This is a genomic window from Bauldia sp. (assembly GCF_020442045.1).
In the GTDB taxonomy this organism is placed as follows: domain Bacteria; phylum Pseudomonadota; class Alphaproteobacteria; order Rhizobiales; family Kaistiaceae; genus Bauldia.
Genome location: NZ_JAGRLA010000048.1, coordinates 24,632 through 50,452, shown reverse-complemented (window position 1 = coordinate 50,452; position 25,821 = coordinate 24,632). Strand labels below are relative to the sequence as shown.

22 protein-coding genes and 3 pseudogenes are annotated in these 25,821 nt (G+C 66.5%); 20 read left to right on the top strand and 5 right to left on the bottom strand.

Annotation, left to right across the window (positions count from 1 at the left end; translation table 11 throughout):
- The 4 genes from KDJ86_RS05635 to KDJ86_RS05620 form a co-directional block, all read left to right on the top strand.
- Positions 1 to 893, top strand: an 893-nt coding sequence (locus KDJ86_RS05635; RefSeq protein ID WP_291743838.1) for a cbb3-type cytochrome c oxidase subunit I, incomplete at its 5' end; no start/stop codon positions are given.
- Entirely contained in the window at positions 890 to 1,495 is a 606-nt protein-coding gene (gene cyoC, locus KDJ86_RS05630) for a cytochrome o ubiquinol oxidase subunit III (RefSeq protein WP_291743836.1), read from the top strand. The genes KDJ86_RS05635 and cyoC, both read left to right, overlap by 4 nt.
- Before the next feature lies 1 nt (position 1,496).
- The gene (gene cyoD / locus KDJ86_RS05625; protein ID WP_291743834.1) at positions 1,497 to 1,814 is read left to right on the top strand and encodes a cytochrome o ubiquinol oxidase subunit IV; all 318 of its coding nucleotides are present in this window, start codon (positions 1,497 to 1,499) and stop codon (positions 1,812 to 1,814) included.
- Positions 1,815 to 1,871: 57 nt separating this feature from the next.
- Positions 1,872 to 2,585 (top strand): B3/B4 domain-containing protein, encoded by a 714-nt coding sequence (locus tag KDJ86_RS05620; protein WP_291743832.1) that lies wholly within the window; start codon positions 1,872 to 1,874, stop codon positions 2,583 to 2,585.
- Between the two features lie 36 nt (positions 2,586 to 2,621).
- Here the strand turns inward: KDJ86_RS05620 and KDJ86_RS05615 are convergent, their stop codons facing one another.
- The 3 genes from KDJ86_RS05615 to KDJ86_RS05605 form a co-directional block, all read right to left on the bottom strand.
- Positions 2,622 to 3,842 carry an FAD-dependent oxidoreductase gene (locus tag KDJ86_RS05615; protein WP_291743830.1) on the bottom strand — a complete coding sequence of 407 codons (1,221 nt, stop codon included), beginning with the start codon at positions 3,840 to 3,842 and terminating at the stop codon, positions 2,622 to 2,624.
- A gap of 86 nt (positions 3,843 to 3,928) precedes the next feature.
- The gene (locus KDJ86_RS05610) at positions 3,929 to 4,417 is read right to left on the bottom strand and encodes an SRPBCC family protein (RefSeq protein WP_291743828.1); all 489 of its coding nucleotides are present in this window, start codon (positions 4,415 to 4,417) and stop codon (positions 3,929 to 3,931) included.
- Positions 4,398 to 4,757 (bottom strand): ArsR/SmtB family transcription factor, encoded by a 360-nt coding sequence (locus KDJ86_RS05605; RefSeq protein ID WP_291743826.1) that lies wholly within the window; start codon positions 4,755 to 4,757, stop codon positions 4,398 to 4,400. The genes KDJ86_RS05610 and KDJ86_RS05605 overlap by 20 nt, the downstream gene beginning before the upstream one ends.
- A gap of 134 nt (positions 4,758 to 4,891) precedes the next feature.
- Between KDJ86_RS05605 and KDJ86_RS05600 the strand changes: the two genes are divergently transcribed.
- The 10 genes and pseudogenes from KDJ86_RS05600 to KDJ86_RS05555 all read left to right on the top strand — a co-directional run bounded on the left by KDJ86_RS05600 (position 4,892) and on the right by KDJ86_RS05555 (position 14,840).
- Positions 4,892 to 5,884: an ArsR/SmtB family transcription factor gene (locus tag KDJ86_RS05600; protein ID WP_291743824.1), complete on the top strand. Its 993-nt coding sequence runs from the start codon at positions 4,892 to 4,894 to the stop codon at positions 5,882 to 5,884.
- Positions 5,884 to 6,804, top strand: coding sequence for a methylenetetrahydrofolate reductase [NAD(P)H] (gene metF / locus KDJ86_RS05595; protein ID WP_291743822.1), 921 nt, complete (start codon positions 5,884 to 5,886; stop codon positions 6,802 to 6,804). The genes KDJ86_RS05600 and metF overlap by 1 nt, the downstream gene beginning before the upstream one ends.
- Positions 6,801 to 7,178: a VOC family protein gene (locus KDJ86_RS05590; protein ID WP_291743820.1), complete on the top strand. Its 378-nt coding sequence runs from the start codon at positions 6,801 to 6,803 to the stop codon at positions 7,176 to 7,178. Before metF ends, KDJ86_RS05590 begins: the two co-directional genes overlap by 4 nt.
- Complete coding sequence (locus KDJ86_RS05585; protein ID WP_291743818.1) at positions 7,175 to 7,561, top strand: hypothetical protein; 387 nt, start codon at positions 7,175 to 7,177, stop codon at positions 7,559 to 7,561. Before KDJ86_RS05590 ends, KDJ86_RS05585 begins: the two co-directional genes overlap by 4 nt.
- A gap of 10 nt (positions 7,562 to 7,571) precedes the next feature.
- A pseudogene (locus KDJ86_RS05580) lies at positions 7,572 to 8,630 on the top strand (homocysteine S-methyltransferase family protein); the annotation flags it as partial.
- Between the two features lie 141 nt (positions 8,631 to 8,771).
- Complete coding sequence (locus tag KDJ86_RS05575) at positions 8,772 to 9,212, top strand: hypothetical protein (protein ID WP_291743817.1); 441 nt, start codon at positions 8,772 to 8,774, stop codon at positions 9,210 to 9,212.
- Positions 9,209 to 9,667: a PIN domain-containing protein gene (locus KDJ86_RS05570; protein WP_291743814.1), complete on the top strand. Its 459-nt coding sequence runs from the start codon at positions 9,209 to 9,211 to the stop codon at positions 9,665 to 9,667. The genes KDJ86_RS05575 and KDJ86_RS05570 overlap by 4 nt, the downstream gene beginning before the upstream one ends.
- A gap of 17 nt (positions 9,668 to 9,684) precedes the next feature.
- Positions 9,685 to 12,327, top strand: a pseudogene (gene metH, locus KDJ86_RS05565) (methionine synthase); the annotation flags it as partial.
- 44 nt (positions 12,328 to 12,371) lie between these two features.
- Entirely contained in the window at positions 12,372 to 13,217 is an 846-nt protein-coding gene (locus KDJ86_RS05560; RefSeq protein WP_291743812.1) for a trypsin-like serine peptidase, read from the top strand.
- A gap of 174 nt (positions 13,218 to 13,391) precedes the next feature.
- A complete protein-coding gene (locus tag KDJ86_RS05555; RefSeq protein ID WP_291743810.1) occupies positions 13,392 to 14,840 on the top strand; it encodes a TrkH family potassium uptake protein in 1,449 nt (482 codons plus the stop codon).
- Positions 14,841 to 15,190: 350 nt separating this feature from the next.
- On the opposite strand, the gene KDJ86_RS05550 is transcribed toward KDJ86_RS05555, so the two are convergent.
- Positions 15,191 to 15,943 carry an outer membrane protein gene (locus tag KDJ86_RS05550; protein ID WP_291743808.1) on the bottom strand — a complete coding sequence of 251 codons (753 nt, stop codon included), beginning with the start codon at positions 15,941 to 15,943 and terminating at the stop codon, positions 15,191 to 15,193.
- Between the two features lie 228 nt (positions 15,944 to 16,171).
- On the opposite strand from KDJ86_RS05550, the gene KDJ86_RS05545 reads away from it, so the two are divergent.
- From KDJ86_RS05545 to KDJ86_RS05535, 3 genes and pseudogenes are all read left to right on the top strand, one after another.
- Positions 16,172 to 17,392, top strand: coding sequence for a type III PLP-dependent enzyme domain-containing protein (locus KDJ86_RS05545; RefSeq protein WP_291743806.1), 1,221 nt, complete (start codon positions 16,172 to 16,174; stop codon positions 17,390 to 17,392).
- Positions 17,393 to 17,395: 3 nt separating this feature from the next.
- Positions 17,396 to 18,300: pseudogene (locus KDJ86_RS05540) on the top strand (cation diffusion facilitator family transporter).
- A gap of 82 nt (positions 18,301 to 18,382) precedes the next feature.
- A complete protein-coding gene (locus tag KDJ86_RS05535; RefSeq protein ID WP_291743804.1) occupies positions 18,383 to 19,342 on the top strand; it encodes an extensin-like domain-containing protein in 960 nt (319 codons plus the stop codon).
- A 70-nt stretch (positions 19,343 to 19,412) separates the two neighbouring features.
- On the opposite strand, the gene KDJ86_RS05530 is transcribed toward KDJ86_RS05535, so the two are convergent.
- Positions 19,413 to 23,288, bottom strand: a complete 3,876-nt coding sequence (locus tag KDJ86_RS05530; RefSeq protein WP_291743802.1) for a hydantoinase B/oxoprolinase family protein — start codon at positions 23,286 to 23,288, stop codon at positions 19,413 to 19,415.
- 303 nt (positions 23,289 to 23,591) lie between these two features.
- Here KDJ86_RS05530 and KDJ86_RS05525 point away from each other — a divergent pair, with 303 nt between their 5' ends.
- The 3 genes from KDJ86_RS05525 (at position 23,592) to KDJ86_RS05515 (ending at position 25,796) form a co-directional block, all read left to right on the top strand.
- Complete coding sequence (locus tag KDJ86_RS05525) at positions 23,592 to 24,074, top strand: hypothetical protein (protein ID WP_291743800.1); 483 nt, start codon at positions 23,592 to 23,594, stop codon at positions 24,072 to 24,074.
- 98 nt (positions 24,075 to 24,172) lie between these two features.
- Positions 24,173 to 24,871, top strand: a complete 699-nt coding sequence (locus KDJ86_RS05520) for a TerB family tellurite resistance protein (RefSeq protein ID WP_291743798.1) — start codon at positions 24,173 to 24,175, stop codon at positions 24,869 to 24,871.
- A gap of 169 nt (positions 24,872 to 25,040) precedes the next feature.
- Positions 25,041 to 25,796, top strand: coding sequence for a peptidoglycan recognition protein family protein (locus tag KDJ86_RS05515; protein WP_291743796.1), 756 nt, complete (start codon positions 25,041 to 25,043; stop codon positions 25,794 to 25,796).
- The last annotated feature ends 25 nt before the right edge of the window (positions 25,797 to 25,821 follow it).

Sequence of the window (25,821 nt, the reverse complement as noted above, 5' to 3'; positions counted from 1 at the left end):
TGGCCTTCATCGTCACCTTCGTCATCGGCGGGGTGACCGGCGTGCTGCTCGCCCTGCCGCCGGCCGACTACCTGATGCACAACACCACCTTCCTGGTGGCGCATTTCCACAACATGCTGATCCCGGGTGCGCTGTTCGGCTATTTCGCGGCGCTCAACATGTGGTTCCCCAAGGCGCTCGGCTTCAAGCTCGACGAGACATGGGGGAGGCGCTCCTTCTGGTGCTGGGTGGTCGGCTTCTACCTCGCCTTCATGCCGCTCTACCTGCTCGGATTCATGGGCATGCCGCGTCGCATGGAGCACTATGACGTGGCCGCCTGGCAGCCATGGCTGATCGTTGCCTTCGTCGGCGCGGTGCTGATCCTCTTCGGGCTCGCCTTCCTGGTCGTGCAGATCGCGGTGAGCTTCAGGAACCGGGCGGCGCTGGTTGATCTCACCGGCGACCCGTGGCACGGCCGGTCGCTGGAATGGCTGACCGCCTCGCCGCCGGCTCCCTACAATTTCGCGGTGCTGCCCGAGATACGCGACCGTGACGCCTTCCACGAGCTCAAGGAGCGCGGGGTCGCCTACAAGCGGCCGGATCACTACGAGCCGATCGCCATGCCGAAGAACAGCGCCTTCGGACCGATCCTCGGCGGAGTGGCGTTCGTGCTCGGCTTCGCGGCGGTCTGGTACGTGTGGTGGCTGGTCGCGCTCTGCGCGGTGATCGCGACGATCACCGTCATTATCCGGGCGAGCAGCGACAACACCGAATATGTGATGTCGGCCGAGGCGGTGGAGGCGATCGAAACCCGGCACCTGGAAAACCTGGCCAAGGCGCCGCCCGCGGATGATCTCGAGGATATTTCCCTCGGCGAGCCCGGCGCGCCGATCCCGAGCACGGCAGCGACATGAGCGACACGACGGCCCATAGCGCGGCGGCCCCGGAGCTGACGCCGGAACAGCGCGACGAGAAGGCGTTCGGCTTCTGGATCTACCTGATGACCGACGCGATCATCTTCGCGCTGCTCTTCGCCACCTATGTCGTGCTGTCGGTGGGGACCGCCGGCGGGCCGACGGGCAAGGACCTGTTCAGCCTGCCGCATACCTTCGGCGAGACGATGCTGCTCCTGATCAGCAGCACGACCTTCGGCATGGCGAGCCTTGCGGCACGGGCCGGCAAGCGACAGGGCGTGGTCCTCTGGCTGCTCGTCACCGCGGTGCTCGGCGTCGGCTTCGTCGCCATGGAGCTCCAGGAATTCGCCGGGATGATCGCGCAAGGCGCGGGACCGGACCGGAGCGGGTTCCTGTCGGGCTTCTTCACGCTGGTCGGCACCCACGGGGCCCATGTCAGCGTCGGGACGCTGTGCATCCTGGTCATGGTCGGCCAGCTCCTGACCAAGGGACTGACGGCGCCGGTCCTGTCGCGGCTGATGCGGCTGGCGCTGTTCTGGCACTTCCTCGACATCGTCTGGATCGGGATATTCTCGATCGTCTACCTGCCGGGGGTTCTCTGACATGCAGGACGCCGCTTCGCACCAGGGCCCCGATCTTCGCGCCTACCTGACCGGCTTCGTTCTGGCGGTGATCCTCACCGCCATCCCCTTCGGGCTGGTCTATTTCAAGGCGCTGCCGATCGGGCCGACCGTCGCCGTCATCGTCGTCGCCGCGGTCATCCAGGTGTTGGTCCATCTCCGCTTCTTTCTCCATATCGGGCTGAAGACGACGCCCGGCGAAAACCTGCTGGTTCTCCTCTTCGCCGTGCTCCTGCTCGTCATCATGGTCGGCGGCAGCGTGTGGATCATGTTCGACCTGCACTACCGGATGATGTTGTAGCGGGCCGCTTCTCCCGTTAGGGGAGAGGGAACCGGCCTCCATTCCGTCCCACGACCCATGCAGATCGACATCTCGGACATTGCCGCCGACTTCCCCGACTTCCGCGTCGCGGTGGTGATCGCCGACGGGCTGGAGATCGGCGCCGACCGGCCGGAGGCGCTCGATGCACTGATCGCGGAACGCGAGGCGGCGGCCCGCGAGCAATGGGCCGGCACGGAGCTCGCCGAGATTCCCGGCATCGCCGCCTGGCGGCGCGCCTATCGCGCCTTCGGCATCAAGAAGACGAGCTATCGCTCTTCCGTCGAGCGGCTGGTCAAGAATATCCAGGCGGGGAGGGGCCTGCCGCGGATCAATCCCTTCGTCGACGCCTATAACGCGGTGTCGCTGACCCATGTCATGCCGCTCGGCGCCGACGATCTCGACAAGGTGGTCGGCGACCTCGCCTTCCGCTACAGCCGGGTCGGGGACGAATTCCTCGACATGGCGACGGCGGCCGGCGCCGACGCGCCGCAGCCCGATCCGCCGAAGCCTGGCGAGGTCGTCTATGCGGATGACGAGAAGATCCTCTGCCGGCGCTGGAACTGGCGGCAGGACCTGCGCTCGCTGGTGACGGCGCTGACCGAGCGGGCGGTGGTCACCGTCCAGACCAACGGCGTCGGCGACCTCGACGCGGCGGTCGCGGACCTCGGCGATCTGATCGAACGGTTTTCAAGCGGCACGGTGCGGGTGACGATCGCCGACCGTCGCTGGCCGACCCTGGATATCGACTGAGACGCCCGGTCGGGAACGCGCCGACCTTGTGGGCTCTCAGGCCTTACCCATGACACGGTCGGCGCATGCCTCGGCGAAGTAGGGCGCCATGGTGAGCTTGCCGGGGTCGACCGAATGGAACCGGCCCCGGGTGCTCAGGCCGATCTCGTAGCGCCGGTGCAGTTCGCTCCGCGGGTCGTAGATGTCCGTCGCCCCCCAGGCGACGATGATCCCGCCCTTGACCATGGCTTCCGGCAGCGTCCCGGGATCGAGGCCGCGCAGCGCCGGCACGATCTCCTGCATCGCGGTCAGCGTGCCGGCGAGCACTTCCGACCGGACCGGATCGGCGGGGTAGGTTTCCCATTCCGGCGGGGCGAGGTCATGCGAGATGGCGCGCAAGCAGGTCGGGTACCAGGTCAGATAGGTGAGGCCCTCGCCATAGCTGACCACTTCGCCGAAGGGTCCGGAGATGAAGGTCGCGCTCGGGGGCCTTTCGGCGCCTTCCGGAAGCCGGAAGCTGACGCCGTATTTGAGGCGATGGACCCAGGCGCGCCCTGTCTCGATGCCGACGGTCTCGTTGAGCGCGAGCCGGCCGCACCACAACGCGTTGATCACCTGATCGAAGCGGTCCCTGACCGGGCCATCGCCATCCCGGCCGACGACCAGCATGTGGTCGGGCTCCGCGACCGCGTCGACGATCTCGCAGCCGAGCCTTGTCTCGATGAGCGGATGGTCGGCGATGCATTGGCGCAAGGCTTCGGCGACCACCAGCGGATCGATGGCGACTTCCGCCGTCTGATAGGCATCGACGGCGAGCCCGGGGTTGAAGGCGGCTTCCCGCTCGGCGGCCGACAGGCGCCGCGGCGGCGACCCGAGATCGACGCCGAAATAGGCCGATGGATTCCGCCCGGCCTGCTCGGCGATCAGTCCGTGGACCGTCTTCAGGTAGCCGGCGATCTCATCCGGCGGGTGCTGTGCGTCGCGATGGATGACATAGGTGGCCGGCGCGGAGGTCCGCAAGGCCGGCGACGACGCGCCGAGGTGTCGCTCGAGGAAGGGTTCGAAGGCCAGCGCACCGGCCATCATCGTCCGCGCGGTCTTCAGGCTCGGATCGCCGGCATACATGTAGCCGAGGTGGATCTTGCCCTCATTCGCCGCGCCGGCCCTGGTCACCAGGCTCGGGTTGCGGTCGAAGATCGTGACATGGACACCACGATCGGCAATGGCAAGCGCGGCGCAGCAGCCCTGCATCCCACCACCAAGCACGCCTACGCGCATCCAGCCCCGTCCTTCGATTCCGATTCCTTCGAATCCAGAATACCGTTCAGCGGCCGCCGTCGCGAGGCGTCAGGGACCGATCCGGTTCAGGCGAAAACCTGCTCCAGGCAGTTGAAGCTCGAATCCCAGCCCATGCGGTGATTGTCACGGCCTTCGACCGTCTCGAAGAGGCGCTGGACGAGCCGCATCCGGGTGCCGTCCCCGGCCGGCTCGAAGGTCAGCTCGACGAGGGTCTCGTGGCCGCGACTGCCGTCCGGCTGCTCCCACGCCCAGGTCAGGACGAGCCGCTTCGCGGGTGAGATGTCCCGGTAGACGCCGGAGACGACGTGGTCTTCGCCCTTGTCGTTCCGCATCACCGTGCGCCAGGCGCCGCCTTCGCGGACATCCATCTCGTGCTCGGGCGTGCCAAAGCCTTCCGGTCCCCACCATTTGACCAGGATCTCCGGATTGGTCCAAGCGGCGAAGACCTTTTCCGGCGGCGCCTTGAAGACGCGCTCGATGACCAGGGTCCTGTCGGCCTCCGATCCCTCCCGGATCGCGGAAGCACTGTTGGCGTTATTCGTCGTATCGGCCATTTTCGCCTTCCTCTGTTTCCGCGGCGGCAAGGACCTGCTCGAGGCGGTCGAAGGAGCCCTCCCAGAATTTCCGGTATTCCCGCATCCAGTCGTCGACCAGCCGGATCGCCTCCGGGCGAATCCGGCAGACCCGCCATTGCCGGGCGACGCGCCGTTCGATCAGGCCGGCATCTTCCAGCACCCGGAGGTGCTTCGAGATCGCCGGCTTGCTGATCGCGAAGGGCGCAGCGATCTCGCCCGCCGAATGCTCGCCTTCCTTGAGAAGGCGCTCGACGATCGCAAGCCGCGTCGGGTCCGACAGGGCGCCAAATACGGCGGTGATGGCGGGCGCAGGGGCCACTGTGCCTCTCCTTTATTTAATGAAATGGTTAAATGAAGTGGAGCGGGACGTCAAGGTCAACACGCGGGAAGGGCTTCCCTCGACATATAAAGATATGTATATGTTCACTAGAAAGAGGGAGTGGTCACGGGATCATGCGGGATACCTTTACCATAGACGCGCTGCTGGCGGCGCTTCGGGCCGCGGGCGAGAGTTCGCGATTGAGAATACTGGCGCTGCTCCATCAGGCCGAACTTTCGGTCAAGGACCTGACGGCGATCCTCGGCCAGTCGCAGCCCCGGATCTCCCGCCACGTCAAGCTGCTTGCCGATAGCGGGCTGATCGACCGCTATCCGGAGGGAGCGTGGGTCTTCTACCGGCTGACGGAAGGGACGGCGGGACGGCGGCTCGCGGATGAGCTGCTGGCCGCGGCCGATCCCGACGACCCGGTGCTTGCCCGCGACCGCGAGCGTCTGGCGCAGATCAAGCAGGATCATGCGGTCGCCGCCGAGCGGTATTTCAGCGAGAACGCGGCCGCCTGGGACACCATCAGGGCGCTGCACGTCGCCGAGGACGCGGTCGAGGCGGCGGTCGTCGACCTCGTCGGCGAGCGGCCCTTCGACAGCATGCTCGATCTCGGGACGGGGACCGGGCGGATGCTCGAGCTGCTCCATCCGCTCTACAGCCGGGCGATCGGCGTCGATGCGTCGTCGAGCATGCTGGCGGTGGCGCGGGCCAATCTCGACCGGGCGGGAATCGCCAATGCCCAGGTCCGGCTCGGCGACATCTACAACCTCTCGCTGCCGCGCGGCTCCTTCAATCTGGTGCTGATCCACCAGGTGCTGCACTTTCTCGACGATCCGGAGCGGGCGCTGGCCGAGGCGGCGCGGGTGTTGCGGCCGGGCGGGCGGCTGCTCGTGGTCGACTTCGCGCCGCACGATCTCGAATTCCTCCGCGAGGAGCATGCCCATCGCCGACTCGGTTTCGGCCGCGACCAGGTCGGCCAGTGGGTCGCGGCGCATGGGCTCGACCTCGGCGAGGTGGTCGAACTGCCGGCCGGCGACGACGATGAGCTCAAGGTGACGCTGTGGTTGGCGAAAGACCCGCGGATGGCGATCGCCGGAGCAACCGAGCGGGAGGTGGCGTGATGTCGGACGATGCCAAACGCGCAAGCCGCCTGCTCGGCGCCAATTCCCATCTCAACGTCTCCTTCGAGTTCTTCCCGCCGAAGACGCCGGCGATGGAAGAGAAGCTCTGGCAGTCGATCGAGCGCCTCGCGCCGCTCGCGCCGGGCTTCGTCTCGGTCACCTATGGCGCCGGCGGATCGACCCGCGAACGCACCCATGCGACGGTGTCGCGCATCCTCAGGGAGACGCCGCTGAGGCCCGCGGCCCACCTCACCTGCGTGGCGGCGACGCGCGACGAGGTCGACGCCGTCGTGCGCGGCTATGGCGAGGCGGGGGTTCGTCACATCGTGGCGCTGCGCGGCGACCCGGAGCAGGGCGTCGGCACCGCCTATGCGCCGCATCCGGGCGGCTATCAGCGCAGCTCCGACCTCGTGGCCGGCATTCGCAAGCTCGGCGATTTCGAGGTCTCCGTCGCGGCCTATCCGGAAAAGCATCCCGAAAGCCCCGACTGGATGACGGATATCGATATGCTGAAGCGCAAGGTCGACGCCGGGGCGGATCGCGCCATTACCCAATTCTTCTTCGACAACGACCGCTATGAGGCCTATGTCGAGCGGGTCCGCGCCGCCGGCATCGACATTCCGATCGTCCCGGGTATCGCTCCGGTCCACAATTTCGCGCAGATCGCCCGTTTCGCCGCTGGCTGCGGCGCCTCGATTCCCGACTGGCTGGCGCAACGCTTCGAGGGCCTGGACGACGACCCGGCGACCCGCCAGCTCGTTGCGGCCGCGGTCGCAGCGGAGCAGGTGCTCGATCTGGTCGATCGAGGCGTCACCGACTTCCACTTCTACACGATGAACCGGGCCGATCTGGTCTACGCCATCTGCCACCTGCTCGGCATGCGGCCGGTCAAACCGGCCCCGGCGGAAGCCGCGGCATGACGCTGCTCGGCATCGACCATATCCAGATCGAGGTGCCGGTGGGCGCCGAGGATGCGACGCGCGCCTATTATGTCGGGCTGCTCGGACTGGAGGAGGTGTCGCGGCCGCGCGAGGCCGCCGGCCGGAGCTTCCTCTGGGTTCGCCTTGGCGACCAGCAGATCCATTTTCGCTGCGGCGCCGACTTCCGCCCGGCGGCGCTCGCCCATCCCGCCTTTCTCGTCGATGACATCGATGCGCTGGAGCGGCAACTGGCCGATGCCGATTGCGAGGTCACCCGCGTCGAATCGATCGCCGGGGGACGGTTCCATACGCGCGATCCCTTCGGCAACCGGCTCGAATTCATCAGCGCGGCGACCGGAGAGGAGGGGACATGAACGGGGTGTGGGCATGGCCGGCGGTGGTTTTCGGGACTGGCCTTGCCTGGCTCACGGCCGGCGGTCCGGCCTTTGCCGGCACGACGATCGAATGCCCGACGGCGCTGACCACGCGGGCGACCGACGACAGGGGGATCGCCTGGGAATCGCTTGGCTCGTCGTGGCTCGACCAGATGAGCCTCGACAGGACCGGCGACGGCCAGCAGTCGGTCAGCTGCCTGTATGAGATCGGCGGCGAGATCCGGACCTTCGTTGACGGCCGCTGCAGCGTCGAGGCGGGCGACCATGCCAGCATCGAAACGAGCGACGATGCCGGCATCGACAGTGCCGTCTGCCTGCCGGAGAACGGGCGGACGGAAGAATGCCACGTAACCTGCGAATAGGAACACGCCGATGACCCGGCAGACCAATGCCCGATCCGTACTGATGGCGGAAGCCGTAAGCCGCGTCCTCGTCCTCGACGGGGCGATGGGCACGCTGATCCAGTCCCTGAAGCTGACCGAGGAGGATTTCCGCGGCGAGCGCTTCAAGGACTGGCCGAGCGACCTCAAGGGCAATAACGACCTGCTCAACCTGACGCAGCCGGAGCACCTGAAGTCCTTCCACCTCGCCTATCTGCATGCCGGGGCCGACATCGTCGAATCCAACACCTTCTCCTCGACCTCCATCGCCCAGGCCGATTACGGGATGGAGGAGCTCGCCTACGAGCTCAACCGCGAGGGCGCGCGGATCGCCAGGGAGGCCTGCGACGAGGTGACCGCCGAGACGCCGGACCGGCCACGCTTCGTCGCCGGAGCGATCGGACCGACCAACCGCTCCGCCTCGATCTCGCCCGACGTCAACAATCCCGGCTTCCGCAACATCACCTTCGACGACCTCGTCGCCGCCTATGGCGAGGCGGTGCGGGGACTGATCGACGGCGGCGCCGACCTGATCCTCTTCGAGACCATCTTCGACACGCTGAACGCCAAGGCGGGCATGGTCGCGGCCGAGGAGGCCTTCGCGGAAAAGGGTGTCCGCCTGCCGCTGATGATCTCCGGCACGATCACCGACCTGTCCGGCCGGACGCTGTCCGGCCAGACGCCGACGGCCTTCTGGTATTCGCTCCGCCACGCCCATCCGATGACCTTCGGCCTCAATTGCGCGCTCGGCGCCAAGGAGATGCGCGCCCATATCGACGAGCTCTCGCGGGTCGCGGACACACTGGTCTGCGCCTATCCCAATGCCGGCCTGCCGAACGAGTTCGGCGAATATGACGAGAGCCCCGAAGCGATGGCCACCCAGCTCGGCGAATTCGCGCGCGCGGGGCTGGTCAATATCGTCGGCGGCTGCTGCGGTACGACGCCGGACCACATACGGGCGATCGCCAGCGCGGTCGAGGGAGCCGCGCCGCGCGCCGTACCGAAGGCCGAACACAAGCTCCGGCTGTCCGGCCTGGAGCCGTTTGAGGTGGCGAGCTGAGCGCCGAGTCGATGGGTGGACGTATGCATAGCCTGGCATATCAGGGCATATGGGGGCATATTGGGGATGATTGACATGCCGCCGGCTGCTCGTATATTTCCTCCGGGCTCGTTTGCCGAGGAGGACGCGATGATGAAGGTTGAAGTCAAGGACACGGTGCTCTGGTTCAAGGGAATCCACGGCGATACCGCGTTTCTTTCGAGGCTTGAGCGCCTTCGTGCCGGAGAGATCGTCCGGCTCAGGGTGGACGGCAATGTCGGCGAATGGAAGAAGATGCAGGACAATCGTACGACTGGCAGGCCTACGCCGGGTCTTGCCCCCATAGGCCCCGCTGCGCTCCGTTGGCGCGACCTCTATCGGGCCAACAAGGCATCCGGGGGGATCCTGGTGAACATCGAGGCGGTCAGCTCCGCGGAGAGCGGGTCCAGCACGGTCCCTCGGGATTGGGACGAGGCAGGCGAAGTGGAGCGGCAGGCTGCATGGGAAGCGTTCAAGGCGCTGAGAAATGCGGGTTGGTCGTCCGAAGGAAGGAAGGTCACGCGCGAGCAACTGCATGAGGGAGATGGTTCGTGATCACCGCCGACACGAACATCTTCGTCTACAACGTCGATGGCGACGATCCCGCCAAGCAGGATGCCTCGACGGAGATTCTCGATGCGCTGGCGGCGCGGAGCGCTCCGATGGTGCTCCAGGTCGCGGGAGAGTTCTACTCCGCCCTGGCGAGGCAGCTCCGGCGTCCCCCGTGGCAGTGCGCCCAGGCAGCGAGGAACCTGCTGACCAGTTTCCGTATCATCGCGGCCACCCGGCGCTCCACCGAACGGGCACTGGCGGAGGCCGCCACGGGCCGCCTGTCCTTTTGGGACGCAAACCTGCTCTCGGCGGCCGAAGCCGGCGGATGTACGCACATCATCAGCGAGGACATGTCGGACGGGCTGAAGCTCGGCAATCTCGAGGTCGTCCATCCGTTTGCCGGAGACAAGCTGTCGGCCCGTGCTCTTGCCCTTTTGTACGGAGGAACTGACGCTTGACCGAACGTACCGCCACATTCGTCAATATCGGCGAACGCACCAACGTCACCGGCTCCGCGCGTTTCCGCAAGCTGATCACCGCCGGCGACTACGCCACCGCGCTCGAGGTCGCCCGCGACCAGGTCGAGAACGGCGCCCAGGTGCTCGACGTCAACATGGACGAGGGCCTGCTCGATTCCGAGGCGGCGATGGTCACCTTCCTCAACCTGATGGCGGCCGAGCCGGATATCGCCCGCGTCCCGGTGATGATCGACTCGTCGAAATGGTCGGTGATCGAGGCCGGCCTCAAATGCGTGCAGGGCAAGTCGATCGTCAACTCGATCTCGATGAAGGAAGGCGAGGAGGCTTTCCGCGAGCAGGCCGCCCGGGTCCGCCGATATGGCGCGGCGATGGTGGTGATGGCCTTCGACGAGACCGGCCAGGCCGACACCTTCGAGCGCAAGACCGAGATCTGCGCGCGCGCCTATCGCATCCTGACCGGGGAGGTCGGCGTCGACCCCGAGGACATCATCTTCGATCCCAACATCTTCGCCGTCGCGACCGGTATCGAGGAGCACAACAATTACGGGGTCGACTTCATCGAGGCGACCCGCTGGATCCGGCAGAACCTGCCCGGCGCGCATGTCTCGGGCGGCGTGTCGAACCTCTCCTTCTCCTTCCGCGGCAACGAGACGGTGCGCGCGGCGATGCACTCGGTCTTCCTCTACCACGCCATCGCCGCCGGGATGGATATGGGAATCGTCAATGCCGGCGCGCTTCCGGTCTATGACGACATCGACCCGGAGCTGCGCGAGCTCGCCGAGGACGTGGTGCTCAACCGGCGGCCGGATTCGACCGAGCGGCTGCTCGAGGTCGCCGAGCGCTACAAGGGCGGCGCCTCGGCCCGCAAGGAGGCCGATCTCACCTGGCGCGAATGGCCGGTCAGCGAGCGCCTGTCGCACGCGCTGGTCAAGGGCATCACCGACTTCATCGAGATCGACACCGAGGAGGCGCGCCAGGCGGCGACACGGACCCTCGACGTCATCGAAGGACCGCTGATGGACGGCATGAATGTCGTCGGCGACCTCTTCGGCTCCGGCAAGATGTTCCTGCCGCAGGTGGTCAAGTCGGCGCGGGTGATGAAGCAGGCGGTCGCCTATCTGATGCCGTTCATGGAGGCCGAGAAGGAGGGAGGCGCGAATATCGCCGGCCGCATCCTGCTCGCCACGGTCAAGGGCGACGTCCACGACATCGGCAAGAACATCGTCGGCGTCGTGCTCCAGTGCAACAATTACGAGGTCATCGACCTCGGCGTCATGGTGCCGGCCGTCAGGATCCTGGAGGCGGCGCGGGAGAAGAAGGTCGACATCATCGGCCTTTCCGGGCTGATCACGCCGTCGCTCGACGAGATGTGCCATGTCGCGGCCGAAATGGAGCGCGAGGGCTTCGACCTGCCGCTGATGATCGGCGGCGCGACCACCAGCCGGGTGCATACGGCGGTGAAGATCACGCCCAATTACGATCGCGGCCAGACGGTCCATGTGCTCGATGCGAGCCGGGCGGTCGGCGTCGCCGGCAGCCTGCTCGGTTCCGGCCGGACCGACTATATGGCCGGCATTCGCGAGGAATACCGCAAGGTCGCCGAGAACCACGCGCTCGGCCAGGCCGACAAGCGGCGGGTGCCGCTCGCCGCCGCGCGGGAGAACCGGGTGGCGATCGACTGGCGGGCCTACGAGCCGCCGCCCCCGCGATTCCTCGGCACGCGCATCTTCGACGACTATCCGATCGCCGAGCTCGTACCCTATATCGACTGGTCGCCCTTCTTCGCCGCCTGGGAGATCAAGGGGACCTTTCCGCTGATCCTCGACGATCCCAAGGTCGGCGAGGCCGCGACCGCCCTCTACAATGATGCGCGGGCGATGCTTGCCAAGCTGGTCGCCGAGAACTGGCTGATGGCGCGTGGCGTCGTCGGCTTCTGGCCGGCCAACGCGGATGGCGACGACATCGTCGTCTATGCCGACGAGTCGCGGACAACCGAGCTTGCGCGGCTGCATACGCTCCGCCAGCAGATCGCCCGCTCGTCCAACAAGCGGGCCCATGCCGCGCTTGCCGATTTCGTCGCTCCTGTCGGGAGCGGCCGGCCGGACTATGTCGGCGGCTTCGCGGTGACCGCGGGGATCGGCGAGGAGGCGATCGCCGAGCGGTTTTCGCGCGCCAATGACGACTATTCCAAGATCCTCAGCCAGGCGCTGGCCGACCGGCTGGCGGAGGCCTTTGCCGAGGCGATGCACGAGCGGGTGCGCAAGGAATTCTGGGCCTACCAGACGGACGAGGACCTCACCAAGGCGGAGCTGATCGGCGAGGGCTATCAGGGTATCCGCCCGGCGCCGGGCTATCCGGCCCAGCCCGACCACACCGAGAAGAAGACGCTATTCGCGCTGCTTGACGCGGAGGCTGCGACCGGAATCCGGCTGACGGAGAGCTTCGCCATGTGGCCGGCCTCGTCGGTCTCCGGCCTCTATTTCGCCCACCCCCAGAGCCACTATTTCGGCGTCGGCCACATCGAACAGGACCAGGTCGAGGACTATGCGCGGCGGAAGGGATGGTCGATGGCCGAGGCGGAACGGTGGCTCGCGCCGATCCTCAACTACCAGCCCGGCCGGCGCGACGCGGCGGAGTAGCAGGGTATCGTCTTCCGAATTCTGATGTCACGCTGGTCCGCATCATGAAGAAACTCGGCTTTCTCGCCATCGCCCTGGTGCTGTCGACGGTCTTTGCGACCGCCAACGTCATCGACGGCAAAGACGATCGGGATTCGCTGGTGGTGATCGGTCCCTCGCTCGGGCTTTCGGACGGCGAGATCGAGCGCATCCGCAAGGTGTCGGGCTATGTCGGCTGCTTCCGGCCGACTCCGTCGCTCGGCTCCGGCGCGTTGTTTCTGTCGAACCAGCAGATCCTCACGGCGGGCCATATCTTCTTCGATCCGGCCAGCGGAAAGATGCGCTCGCACTGCTTCTTCAAGAACCAGGATCGGGACCCGGTGAAGATCGACCTGGTGCCGCAGGCCGGGCAATTCGGTGCGACGCCACCGAAGCCGGGATCGAACTATGACTTCGCCATCGTGCCGCTCGCCGAGCCGATCGAAGGCGCCGAGCCCTTCGCGGTCGCGCCGGACGATCCGGTCAAGGCCGACGACCCGCTGATCGTCATCACCGCCCATCCGGCCGGGATGGAGAAGGAGGTGCCGAACGAAGTACCGGTCGCGCAGGGCTGCAGGGTGCGGCGGGTGCCGGTCTCGACCAGCATCACGTCCTTCTACCGCTCCGATTGCGACGCCAGCGGTTCGTCCTCGGGCGGCATGAACCTGTCGCGCGTCAACGGCGAGCTCGTCTTCCGCGGTGTCACCATCACGACCGGCCTGTGGCGTGAGCCGAGCATGGTCGGGGCGCCCTATGACGAGAAGCGGGGCAGCGTAACGACGTCGCTGGGGACCGACGAGGCGATCCTGGAAGCCGGCCGGAAGCTCGAGGTCGAATCGCGATTCTGGGCGGCTGGTCCCGGCACGGACTGATTGCCGCGAGCGGTCGGGACGCCGAGCATGACAATGGCCGCGCCCGCCGATCTGGGGTAAAGCTCAGTGCCTTGGAAGCCGTCGGCGGATCGTGCACCGGGTTTGATCCCTTTCCATCGATGGCGCGGCGGGGGCGGGCGGTTTCCGCCGACGGCGGTGTGACGGAGACCCTATTTGCTGCCTCAAATCTGGCCGGCTGTCCTGACCCTGGGGTGGATTCTCTTCGCGATCTCGGCCGGCGAGGGCGTGATGGCGCTTGTCGCATTGGCGACCGAGGACGGCCACGCCGAGGAATTCGGCGTCTCTGCGGCCGTCACCGCGGTGGTCGCCGGCGGATGCGTGCTGACCACACGGGGGCGGCAGTTCCAGTTGCGCTTTCGCGACGCGACCCTGCTGACCGTGGTGGCCTGGATCATGGTGCCGGCCTTCGCGGCGCTGCCGCTGATCGCGGAACCGGTCAACCTCTCCCTCGTCGACGCCTATTTCGAGATGGTCTCCGGTATCACCACCACCGGGGCGACGGTGATGGTCGGCCTCGACGATACCGCGAAGTCGGTCCTGCTCTGGCGCTCGTTCAGCCAGTGGATCGGCGGGATCGGGATCATCGGCTTCGCCATCGTCATCCTGCCGTTTCTCAAGATCGGCGGCATGCAGCTCTTCCGGCTCGAATTCACCGAGCGCTCGGAGAAGTCGCTGCCGCGGATGCGCAGCATCGCGATTGCCGTGGTCGAGATCTACGTGACGCTGACCGCCGCGTGCTTCGTCGTCTACTGGATGCTCGGGATGACGCCCTTCGACGCGCTCAACCACGCGATGACGACGATCTGCACGGCGGGCTTCTCGACCCACGACGCCTCCTTCGCGCATTTCGACAGCGCGGCGCTCGAATGGGCGGCGATCCTGTTCATGATCCTCGGCGCGCTGCCCTTCCTGTCGCTGCTCAGGATGCTGCGCGGCGGCTCGCTGCAGGACCGCTTCGACACCCAGGTCACAACCTTCGTGTCGGTGGTGGCGATCCTGGTCGCGATCCTCGCGCTCTGGCTGTTCATCGCGCTCGATTTCCCCGCCGATGCCGCCCTCACCAAGGCCGCCTTCAACGTCGTGTCGATCGCCACGACGACCGGCTATGCCTCGGCCGACTATGTGCTTTGGGGGACCTTCGCGGCGGTATGGTTCTTCGCTCTGAGCTTCATGGGGGGCTGCACGGGATCGACGGCAGGCGCCATCAAGATATTCCGCTTCAAGGTGATGTATGCGGTGGTCAGGCAGCACGTCCAGCGCTCCATCTACCCGCATGTCGTGGCGCCGATCCGCTACGGGCGGCGCGTCATCCCCGACGAGCAGGCGGCCTCGGTGGGGGTCTTCGTCTTCATCTACCTGCTTGCCTTCGCGGGCATGGCGATCGTCATGGCGGCGCTGGGCATGGGCGGCGAAACCAGCATCTCGATCGCCGCCTCGACGATCGGCAATATCGGCCCTGGAATCGGCGAGGTGATCGGTCCGGCGGGCAATTTCTCAAGCCTTCCCGACGCGGCGAAGATCGTGATGTGCCTCGGGATGATCATGGGACGGCTCGAGATCCTCGCCGTCCTGATCATGTTCATGCCGAGCTTCTATCGCTAGCGACGGGCGGGCACCGAAATCCGGACAAAACAAAGCCGGGCGCACCGCTCTCGCGGGCCCGGCCAGACGAACAACTTAGACTCAACTCATGCCGACGCTAAACGGCGCCGAAAACAACTGCAGCTACGAACAGGAACGCGGCACAAACCAAAGCCATATGGAGCGGACGGGCAAGGCTCATCGGAATGCCTCCGGTTCCGAATTATGACTAAAGTGTAACTCTGGTTGATCGGCCCGCAAGCTTTTTTTGTTGTGCGCTGCGAAAGGAAACCCGGCCAATCGGCAAAAGCCAGCCGCCCGGCCGCGTTCAGCCGAAGTGGTTTGTGGAAATCGGCCTACGGAAGCGAGGCTCAGGAACCGTCCCCGAAGCGCAGCGACGCGCCAACCACGATGTGGTTTGTCCAGACGTTGGTGTTCAGGTGGCCGCCCTTCTTGAGGTCCGCGTCAACGCCGGCGTAGCTGAGCTTGTATTCGCTGAAGAGCGAGAAGTGATCGGTCAGCGGGACGTCGACACCGGCGAGGATCTGCGCGGCGAGGCCGGTCACCTGGTATTCGAATGTCTTCGGGAAGCCCGGCCCGGTCACCTCGACATGCGGCCGCGCGATGCCGAGGCCGCCGCCGACATAGGGACGGATGGTCCCGAGAGGCGGCAGCTGGCGCACCGCGTTGAGGGTGAGAAGATTGAGGCCGTCGGTGAACTCGAACCGGCTGAAGGTGTCGGAGATCTTCATCCGGTTTGGCGCCGGCTTGCCCATATAGGTGCCGGTCGCCTTCACCTTGGCACTGCCCTCGGCGCGGACCTTGGCGTGGGTATAGTCGAGCATGATGCCCCACTTCGGCGCGGGCATAGGCGTCGAATTCAGCCAGTAGGTGCCGCGAATGCCGTAATATGGTGCTCCGCCCTTATAGTCGAAGGACAGGCCTTCCCACGGGATGCTGTGGAGCGTGAAGTCGCTGTTGCCGCGCTTGAACGTGGCGTCGCTGTCGAAGCTGCCGCTCCAGCCGCCGTAGAGGCCGAACTGGAAATCACCGGCCGCCGCGTCGGCGGAAATCCCGAGCGCGACGACGACCGCTGCCGCGGCAATCTTGATTCGCTTCCCCATGATCAAGGCGACAGCCTCTTTCCCGGAGCATGTATTCCAAGGGTGATGATACCGATTTCTCATATTCAGGGGGGCCGTGACAAGGCCGTTCCGACCGGGCCGTGCCGGGTTCTCGGCGAGTGTTGTATCAAAGTCGCAGGCGGCGCCGGCCCGGCGGGGCCGAGACTTTCGCCGCCCCGCGCGGGCTGTTAGCGTGCGTGGATTCCCCGCATTCGGACAGGGCCCCGGATGGACCAGTTCAAGACCGCCAGGGATGCCGCAAATGCATTGCGGCCCGATCATCCGGTCTATTGCTTCCGGCCGCAGGTGCTGCGCGCCGATGCCCTGACCTTCAAGTCCGCCTTTCCCGGCAAGACCGCCTATGCGGTCAAGACGAATGGCGAGGAGATGGTCCTGCGGACGCTGGCCGAGGCCGGGATCGACTGTTTCGACGTCGCTTCGCCGGCCGAGTTCGCGGCGGTGCGGGCCGTCGCTCCGGGTGCCGGGCTGATCTACACGCATCCGGTGAAGGCGCAGTCCGATATCCGGCTGGCGCTCGAGACCTACGGGATCAAGGTGCTTGCCGTCGACCATGAGGACGAGGTGGCGAAGATCCTGCGCATCGTCCGTGGCCTCGACCTCGACCCGGAAGAGATCACGCTGCTCGTGCGTCTCTCCGTGCGCGGTCACGCCGCCTACGAATTGTCGAAGAAATTCGGCGCGGCGCCTGGCCATGCCCTCGAACTGGTCACGCGGATTGCCGGAATCGGGTTTCGCGTCGGGCTTTGCTTCCATGTCGGCAGCCAGGTCGAGGATACCGATACCTATGAACGCGCGCTCGCCTCGGCCGCATGGGTGCGCGGCCGGGCCGGCGTCCCGATCGCGCTGCTCGATATCGGCGGCGGCTTTCCGGCACCCTATGGCCATGATCCGCGCCGCAAGGCACCGCCCCATCACGATACCGAGGCGCTGGTCCGGGAGGTGGTGGAGGAGGCGCGGGAATGGGGATTCGACGACGTGCCGATGGTCGCCGAGCCCGGCCGGGTGATCGCGGCCCGCTGTTTCTCGCTGATTGTCCGCGTCCTGCTCAAGAAGGGGCGGCGCCTCTATATCAACGACGGGATCTGGGCGTCGCTGTCGGATTCCTGGACCGGCAAGATCACCCTGCCGGCCCGGCTGCTGCCCGACCCGGCGCGCCGCAAGCGCAGCGGCGATCCCGGCAGGATCGTGCCGTTCAAGGTCTGCGGCGCGACCTGCGACTCGGTCGATATCCTGTCGCGGCCCTTCTTCCTTCCCGAGACCGTCGATACCGGCGACTGGATCGAGATCGGCCATATTGGCGCCTATTCGCTGGCGCTCCGCACCCGGTTCAACGGCTTCTATCCCGATACCTTCGTCGAGGTGACGACACCGTTCGAGGCGGGGGGCCCGGCGGAAAGCTTCGCCTCGGTCGAAACGATGGCGGATTGAGGCGTGACGGGGGAACGGGACGGCCCGAAGACCGGGACCATCGCGGCGATCAGCGTCGCGGTCGGCATCGCCGTGCTGTTGATCAAGCTCGCCGCCTGGCGGATCACGGGCAGCGTCGCACTGTTTTCGGACGCGCTCGAGTCGATCGTCAATGTCGCGGCCTCCGGCGCGGCGCTGGTCGCGATCCGCTACAGCCTGCGGCCCGCCGACGCCAACCATCCCTACGGACACCACAAGGCGGAGTATTTCTCGGTGGTGCTCGAGGGCGTGTCATCGTCATCGCCGCGGTCGCGATCCTGCGCGAAGCCTATGCCGCCTTCCTCTCGCCGCGGATGCTGGAGGCGCCGGCCGAGGGGCTGGCGATCAGCGCCGTCGCATCGGTGATCAACGGCGCGTGGAGCTGGTACCTGATCCGGGAAGGACGCCGCAGGCGCTTCCCGGCGCTGGTCGCCGACGGCACGCATCTCTTCACCGACGTCGTCACCTCGGCGGGAGTCATCGTCGGCCTGGTCGCCGCCTATCTCACCGGCATCCCCGAGCTCGACCCCCTGCTCGCGGCGATCGTCGCAGTCAATATCCTGTGGGCGGGATGGCGGCTCATCCGCGAATCCCTTGGCGGCCTGATGGACGAGGCGGTGCCGGATGACACGCTTGCCGAGATCCGGCAGATCATTTCGGCCAATGCCGAGGGCGCGATCGAGGCGCATGACCTCCGGACACGCAATGCCGGGCGCGTCACCTTCATTGATTTTCACCTGGTGGTGGCGGGGACCATGCCGGTTTCCGAGGCGCATGATATCTGCGACCGGATCGAGAAGGCGCTTCGGTCCAGGGTGCCGGACGCGATGATCACCATCCATGTCGAGCCCGAGGACAAGGCCAAGCACGAAGGCGTTCTGGTCCTCTGAAGCCTTGGGAAAGGCGGCGGAACCCCTCCAATTCGATTGAAATTTGACTCTTCCTTAAGGGTGTCGCCGGCATGGTCCGGCCATGCTCCGTCGTGTTGCGTATCAGACGGTGGTCGCCGGCCTGTGCTTGCTGGTCGGTGGATGCGCCCTGAACCTGATCGGTTTCGAGCGCCACGAGTCGTGGCGTCAGCAGGCGGAGCGCGCCTGCATGGCGCGCAAGCCGCAATCCTATTTCGTCCACCAGGTCAAGGCGATCAACGGCAAGGGCGTCTGCGGGATCAGCTATCCGCTGGAGGTCAAGGCGCTGGAGGACGGGACGATCGGCGTCGGGCCCGACGCGACGCTCGGCTGTCCGATCACCACGGCGCTCGAAATCTGGATGCGCTATTCCGTCCAGCCGGCGGCGTTTGTCTATTTCGGCATGCCCATCGTCGAGATCAAGCAGATCTCCGCCTATAGCTGCCGGACGCGCAACAACAAGAGGGGCGCGGAACTCTCGGAGCATGCCTTCGGCAACGCCCTCGACATCGCCGGCTTCAAGCTCGCCAACGGCCGGGTGATCACGGTGAAGTCCGGCTGGAACGGCAGCGCCGACGAGCGGGCCTTTCTCCGCGAGATCTATTCGAGCGCCACCCGCACCTTCAAGACCGTGCTCGGCCCCGGCGCGGCCTATCACAGCGATCATTTCCACGTCGATCTCGCCCACCACAACAAGGACGGGACCTACACCTATGCGAAGCCGAAGCCGCCGGTCGTGCCGCCGGCCCGGCGGCCCTTCGTCGGGGCGAAATATGCCGCGATCCCGGGGCAGCCGCGCTATGGCCTCGCGACCGGCTATACCGGGTCGATCAAGGCGGCGCCGGACCAGGTCCTGATCACCGACCAGCCGCCGAGCTACGAGGGGTCGCCCTTCTTTCCCGCCGGCTACGATCCGTCGGCGATCGCCGGCAAGTACGATCCTCCCGATCCGGCGAAGGGCATCCCCGACGAAGCGGCGACGCCTGAGATGACGAATCTGTCCGCCTTCTCGGCAGGCGACTGAGGCGGGAGGCCGCTGGTAGCCGGGCCGTCTACCTGCCGGGCGCGGATGCCGAAGGCCGCGTAACCCGTTCTCAGACCTTGCCGTAGCCGCCGCCGGTCGGCGTCGTGACGATGATCGCGTCACCGGACGACATCCGCGTCTGGTCGCATCCCGCGAGGGTTTCGACGCTTCCGTCCTTCCGCCGGACGCTGGTCTTGCCGAGCCGGCCGGTGCCGCCGCCTTCGAGACCGTGTGGATGGACCTTGCGATGCGAGGAGAGGATCGCGCAGTCCATGTCCTCGAGGAAGCGGATGGTCCGCTCGGTGCCGCCGCCGGCCGACCATCTGCCCTTGCCGCCGGTGCCCTTGCGGATGTGGAAATCCTCGAGCAGGACGGGGAAGCGGTATTCGAGTATTTCGGGGTCGGTGAGGCGGGAGTTGGTCATGTGGGTGTGGACGGCATCGACGCCGTCGAAACCGGGACCGGCCGGGGCGCCGGAACAGATCGTCTCGTAATACTGCACCGTGTCGTTGCCGAAGGTGAGGTTGTTCATCGTGCCCTGGGCGGCGGCCATCGCCCTCAGCGCGCCGAACAGGCAATTGGTGACCTGCTGGCTGGTCTCGACATTGCCCGCTACGACGGCGGCGGGATAGCGCGGCGACAGCATCGATCCTTCCGGGATGACGATGCGGAGCGGCCGCAGGCAGCCGGCATTCATCGGGATCGCGTCGTCGACCATGACCCGGAAGCAGTAGAGCACCGCGGCGCGGGTGACCGGCTCGGGAGCATTGAAGTTCGTCCGCTGCTCCGGGCTGGTGCCGGTGAAGTCGACAACCGCCTCCCGCTTCTCGCGATCGACCGTGATCTTCACCCGGATTACCGCGCCCTGGTCGGTCTCGACCTCGAACTCGGAGTCGCTGAGCGCGTCGATCACCCGGCGGACGCTCTCCGCCGCATTGTCCTGGACATGGCCCATATAGGCGCGGACGACGTCGAGGCCGTAATGCCTGACGATCCGGTTGAGTTCGTGGACGCCACGCTCGTTGGCGGCGACCTGGGCCTTCAAGTCGGCGACGTTCTGGGTGACGTTGCGGCACGGCCAGGGATGCCTCGTCAGCAGTTCGACGAGTTCCGCCTCGCGGAAGCGACCGCGCTCGACGAGACGGAAATTGTCGATGAGGACGCCTTCCTCGTCGACCGTGGTGGCGAGCGGCGTCATCGAGCCGGGCGCCGAGCCGCCGACATCGGCATGGTGGCCGCGGGCCGCGACCCAGAACAGGATCTGGTTCTCTTGCCGTTTCCCCGTCGCGCCTTCGGCGCTCCTCGCCTCTTGCCTTTTCCCTGTCGCGCCTTCGGCGCTCCTCGCCTCTTGCCTTTTCCCTGTCGCGCCTTCGGCGCTCCGCGCCTCTTGTTTGTCTCCCTGTCGCGCCTCGCGGCGCTCCTCGCCTCTTGTTCCTTTCCCCGTCGCGCCTTCGGCGCTCCGCGTCTCTTGGGCGAAGACCGGCGTGCAGACCGTGATGTCGGGCAGGTGGGTGCCGCCGTTATAGGGGGCGTTCAGCGCGAAGACGTCGCCGGGCTGAATGTCGCCGGCATTCTGGCGGATGATGGACTCGACCGAGCGGTCCATCGATCCGAGATGGACGGGCATGTGCGGGGCGTTGGCGACGAGCCGGCCCTCGGCATCGAAGAGCGCGCAGGAGAAGTCGAGGCGCTCCTTGATGTTCACCGAATAGGCTGTGTTCTGAAGGGTGACGCCCATCTGCTCGGCGATCGACATGAAGAGGTTGTTGAAGACCTCGAGCATGACCGGATCCGCCTCGGTGCCGATCGCCCGGCGCTTCGGAAGCGGCACCGCCCGGGTCATGACGATGTGGTCCCGCGCCGTGACGGCTGCCTGCCAGCCGGGTTCGATGACGACCGTCTGATGCGCCTCGATGATCAGCGCGGGACCCGCGATGGTGTTGCCCGGCGCAAGATGGTCGCGGAGGTAGACGCCGGCATCGTGCCAGGCGCCGCCGGAATAGAAGCGCGTGTCGCGCGAGGGTGCGACAGGCTCGGTCGACAGCGGCTGCGGCGCCTCGTCGATATCGGCGCCGCCGCCGATCGCCTCGACCTCGAGCGACTCGACGACGAGCGGCTTCTCCTCGAAGGCGAAGCCGTATTGGGAGCGATGCGCCCGTTCGAAAGCCGCGGCGATCTCCGGGGGCGGCATCAGGGGCGGGCGGGACGGATTGCTCAAGGCGGTTTCCAGAACCGTCACCGGCAGCGTCGTGTCCGTTCCCTCGTAGCGGATGTGGGCGCGGACCACGATGTCGATGTCGGCGGCGGCGACATCCTGCTCATCCAGCTCGCCAGCGGCCTCCTTCTCGAGCTCCGTCTCGACCGCCCTCAGCGAAGCCGCGTCTTCGAGAGGCTTCATCACCGCCCGGTTCCGCGTCGCGCGGATATCGGCGAGGCCCATTCCATAGGCGGAGAGGACCCCGGAGAAGGGGTGGATCAGGACCGTGCCGATGCCGAGCGTATCGGCGACGAGGCAGGCGTGCTGGCCGCCGGCGCCGCCGAAGCAGTTCAGGACATATTCGGTGACGTCGTGGCCGCGCTGGACCGAGATCGTCTTGATCGCATTGGCCATATTCTCGACGGCGATATGCAGGAAGCCGTCGGCGACCGCCTCCGGCGCCAGGCCCGTGCCGGTTTCCGCGGCGAGTGCGGTGAAGCGCTCGACGACGACATCCGCATCGAGCGGCTGGTCGTGGTGCTCGCCGAAGATATGCGGAAAATACTCCGGCAGCAGCTTGCCGACCATCAGGTTGGCGTCGGTGACGGCGAGCGGTCCGCCGCGCCGATAGCAGGCCGGTCCCGGCGTCGCGCCGGCCGATTGCGGGCCGACCTGATAGCGGCCCTGCTCGTATCTGAGGATCGAGCCGCCACCGGCGGCGACCGTGTTGATCCGCATCATCGGCGCGCGCATCCGCACGCCCGCCACCTCGGTCTCGAAGGCACGCTCGTAGTCGCCGTCGAAATGCGAGACGTCGGTGGAGGTGCCGCCCATGTCGAAGCCGATCACCTTGTCGAAGCCGGCGAGCCGGGCTGTCTCGACCGCCGCGACGACGCCGCCGGCCGGACCGGAGAGGATGGCGTCCTTGCCATGGAACAGGCCGGCGTCGGTCAGGCCGCCGGAGGATTGCATGAACATCAGCTGCGGGGTGTTGTCCTCGCGCATGGGAAGCGGCTCGGTGATGGTGCGGGTCGTCGCCGGGCTGTCCAGCTCCTGGGCGACCTTGAGCACATAGCGGCGAAGCAGGGGCGACAGATAGGCGTCGACCACGGTCGTATCGCCGCGACCGACCAGCTTGATCAGCGGCGACACCTCGTGGCTCGCCGATACCTGCGGGAAGCCCATCCGCCGCGCCATCTCCGCGACCTGCCGCTCATGCTCGGGCCAGGCCCAGGCATGCATGAAGACCACGGCGACCGCGCGGATGCCGGCGTCCCAGGCGGATACGAGATGACGCCGTATCTCGACCTGGTCCAGCGCCTTCTCGACGGTCCCGTCGGCGCGGACGCGTTCCTCGACTTCGCTGACCCGCTCGTGGAGAAGCTCCGGCTTGACGATCTTGCGCGCGAAGATGTCGCTGCGCGCCTGGTAGCCGATCTCGAGCGCGTCGCGGAATCCGGCCGTGGTCAGCAGGAGGACCCGGTCACCCTTCCTCTCGAGCAGCGCGTTGGTCGCGACCGTCGTACCCATTTTGACGGTGGCCACCAATTCCGGCTTGATCCACTCGCCGTTGTCGAGTCCCATCAGCCTGCGGATGCCGTTGATGGCTGAATCACGGAATTCGGTGCGATCTTCCGACAGCAATTTGGTAGAAGAGAGTCGCCCCTCGGGGTCGCGCGCTATGACGTCAGTGAATGTACCGCCGCGGTCGATCCAAAAATCCCATTTTCCGGTGGAAGTGGTTTGCATTGAATGGCAGTTCCCGTTCAGGGACGGTAGCAAGGACGGTTGCTGGATGAAGACGGGGGCTTGCGACGCTTTCGGCGGCGCGGGAACTTGCCCTAGGTTTTGCCGCCCCCGGGCATTAGATTCCGCCGTAACCGGCGTCGGGATCGGTTGGAGTAGGAAATGAAATTCGTTTCAATCATTGTCGCCTTGCTTGCCTGGTCTGGCCTTGGCGGCGCTGCCTTTGCCGCGTGTCAGGGAAGTTCGATTCTCTATCAGGACAGCTTCGACAGGCTACAGCCAACCTGGGGAACGGAAACCGATTCCTTGAAGGTCGTTAACAGCCAGCTCGAAATCCGCCCGCCCGCAGATACATACTACTGGTCGGCCAATTCAGCGAATCTCTACGACGACATCGATATGTGCGTCACGATGACCACGATCACCGAAGTCGATCCGCTGGAATCCAAGGCCGGTCTCGTTTTCTGGTACACCGATGCCAACAATTTCTACGTCTTCGAGCTGGCGCCCAACGGCAAGGCTTCGGTCTGGCGGCGGCAGCGCGGCAAATGGCTCGCCCAGGTCGAATGGCGCGAGGCCGGAATCGCCAACCAGGGCAATGGAGCGATCAACGAGCTGCAGGTGACGACGATCGGCAGCCACGCGACCTTCTACGTCAACGGCCAGAAGTTCGAGGAGCTGGAGGGCTCGCCGCCCGACAACGGCCAGCAGATCGGCGTCTTCGCGGCATCGCCGCCGACCGGCGTCGCCGCCTTCGGCTTCGACAACCTGACGGTGACCAAACCCTGATCCTGTCCGACCGCGACCCGGGCCACGCTCCGGCGGCGGCGTCCGCCGTTGCGACACGCTCCGGTCGGTGCAGGCCCCGGAATTGCATGGACTGAAGCATGAGCATTTGGACCTGGATCGGTGAGGTTGCCGAAGGCGGAGCGGGGGCGGTCGGCGCCCTGGTCGAGTGGCTCGGCAGCGCCTTTACCGCGATCGGCGACACCGAGACCCGACGGCAGGTGGCCTTCTCGATCGCCCTGATCGCGCTGTCGGCCAAGATGGCGAAGGCCGATGGCGTGGTTACCTCCGACGAGGTCGCCAGCTTCCGCCGCCTGTTCGCGATGCCCGCTTCGGAGGAACGGAATGTCGTGCGCCTGTTCGATCTCGCCAAGCGGGATGTCGCCGGCTTCGAAACCTATGCCGCGCGAATCGCCCGGCTCTACGAGGGCGACACGCGGGCGCTGGAGGATGTGGTCGACGGGCTGTTCACCATCGCCGGCGCGGACGGCGTCATCCACGACGCGGAGCTCGTCTTCCTCGAGCGCGTTGCCACGATCTTCGGCATCGACCAGCGGTGCTTCGACCGGATCGCGGCGCGGCACATCGTGCCGGAAGGCGGCGATCCCTATCGAATCCTCGGCGTCGAGCGATCGATGGGCCTTGCCGAGATCAGGACTCGTTATCGCCAGCTCGCGGCCGAGAACCATCCCGACGCCCTGATCGGCCGCGGCCTGCCGCCGGAGGCCCTGACGCTCGCCCATGACCGGATGGCCGCGATCAACAGGGCCTGGGAGCAGATCCTGCTGGAGCGCGGCTGATCAGGCGAAGCCGTGCGAGAGGCCCAGGCCGGCCAGGAATCCGAGGGCGGCGACGAGTCTTTCAACCCCGCGCGGGTGCGGGACCGGGCCGCTCATGGCGCGCGGGACAGGCAGGTGGTTTCATGATGCGCCATCGGCTATCCCAGACAGCGAATCGGGAATGGCAATGATGGTAGCGGCCCCCGCGATCGAACAGCACCCGTCGCCCAACCACGGACCACGCGCGCCGGGGGTGCGTGTCGATATCCTGCTTCTTCACTACACGGGCATGAAGACAGCGGAGGGGGCGCTGTCCTGGCTCTCCGATCCAAGGTCCGAGGTCTCCAGCCACTACTTCATTTTCGAGGACGGGCGGACCGTGCAACTGGTCGACGAGGAGCGCCGCGCCTGGCATGCCGGCAGGGGAATCTGGGCCGGGGAGGGCGACATCAACTCCCGCTCGATCGGCATCGAGCTCGCCCATCCCGGCCATGAGCACGGCTACCGTGCCTTCGCCGCGCCGCAGATCGCGGCGCTGGTCGCGCTCTCACAAGGGATCCTCGCCCGCCATCCGATCCCGCCCGAGCGGGTGCTGGCGCATTCCGATGTCGCGCCCGACCGCAAGGAGGATCCGGGCGAGCTGTTTCCGTGGCAGGTGCTCCATGCCGCCGGCATCGGTCACTGGGTGCAGCCGGAGCCGGTCGTCGCCGGGTCGGTGCTGAAGCGCGGCGACCGGGGAGGCGGCGTAAGCGACCTCCAGCACCGATTCAGGCAATACGGCTATGCCATTGACGAAGAGTCGGATTTCGGGCCCGTGACCGAAGCGGTGGTCGTCGCCTTCCAGCGCCATTTCCGTCAGGCGCGCTTCGATGGCGTGGCCGACGTGTCGACGGTCAGGACGCTTGACCGGCTGATCGCGACCGTGCCTGGTCGGGGGACGGCTTGACCGGCGCCGGTGCCAGCGCCTATCT

Excerpts from the sequence above, each read along its gene's own strand:
- cyoC (WP_291743836.1), top strand. The coding sequence starts at position 890 with ATGAGCGACACGACGGCCCATAGCGCGGCGGCCCCGGAGCTGACGCCG.
- cyoD (WP_291743834.1), top strand. The coding sequence starts at position 1,497 with ATGCAGGACGCCGCTTCGCACCAGGGCCCCGATCTTCGCGCCTACCTG.
- KDJ86_RS05620 (WP_291743832.1), top strand. The coding sequence starts at position 1,872 with ATGCAGATCGACATCTCGGACATTGCCGCCGACTTCCCCGACTTCCGC.
- KDJ86_RS05615 (WP_291743830.1), bottom strand. The coding sequence starts at position 3,842 with ATGCGCGTAGGCGTGCTTGGTGGTGGGATGCAGGGCTGCTGCGCCGCG.
- KDJ86_RS05610 (WP_291743828.1), bottom strand. The coding sequence starts at position 4,417 with ATGGCCGATACGACGAATAACGCCAACAGTGCTTCCGCGATCCGGGAG.
- KDJ86_RS05600 (WP_291743824.1), top strand. The coding sequence starts at position 4,892 with ATGCGGGATACCTTTACCATAGACGCGCTGCTGGCGGCGCTTCGGGCC.
- metF (WP_291743822.1), top strand. The coding sequence starts at position 5,884 with ATGTCGGACGATGCCAAACGCGCAAGCCGCCTGCTCGGCGCCAATTCC.
- KDJ86_RS05590 (WP_291743820.1), top strand. The coding sequence starts at position 6,801 with ATGACGCTGCTCGGCATCGACCATATCCAGATCGAGGTGCCGGTGGGC.
- KDJ86_RS05585 (WP_291743818.1), top strand. The coding sequence starts at position 7,175 with ATGAACGGGGTGTGGGCATGGCCGGCGGTGGTTTTCGGGACTGGCCTT.
- KDJ86_RS05575 (WP_291743817.1), top strand. The coding sequence starts at position 8,772 with ATGAAGGTTGAAGTCAAGGACACGGTGCTCTGGTTCAAGGGAATCCAC.
- KDJ86_RS05560 (WP_291743812.1), top strand. The coding sequence starts at position 12,372 with ATGAAGAAACTCGGCTTTCTCGCCATCGCCCTGGTGCTGTCGACGGTC.
- KDJ86_RS05550 (WP_291743808.1), bottom strand. The coding sequence starts at position 15,943 with ATGGGGAAGCGAATCAAGATTGCCGCGGCAGCGGTCGTCGTCGCGCTC.
- KDJ86_RS05545 (WP_291743806.1), top strand. The coding sequence starts at position 16,172 with ATGGACCAGTTCAAGACCGCCAGGGATGCCGCAAATGCATTGCGGCCC.
- KDJ86_RS05535 (WP_291743804.1), top strand. The coding sequence starts at position 18,383 with ATGCTCCGTCGTGTTGCGTATCAGACGGTGGTCGCCGGCCTGTGCTTG.
- KDJ86_RS05530 (WP_291743802.1), bottom strand. The coding sequence starts at position 23,288 with ATGCAAACCACTTCCACCGGAAAATGGGATTTTTGGATCGACCGCGGC.
- KDJ86_RS05520 (WP_291743798.1), top strand. The coding sequence starts at position 24,173 with ATGAGCATTTGGACCTGGATCGGTGAGGTTGCCGAAGGCGGAGCGGGG.
- KDJ86_RS05515 (WP_291743796.1), top strand. The coding sequence starts at position 25,041 with ATGGTAGCGGCCCCCGCGATCGAACAGCACCCGTCGCCCAACCACGGA.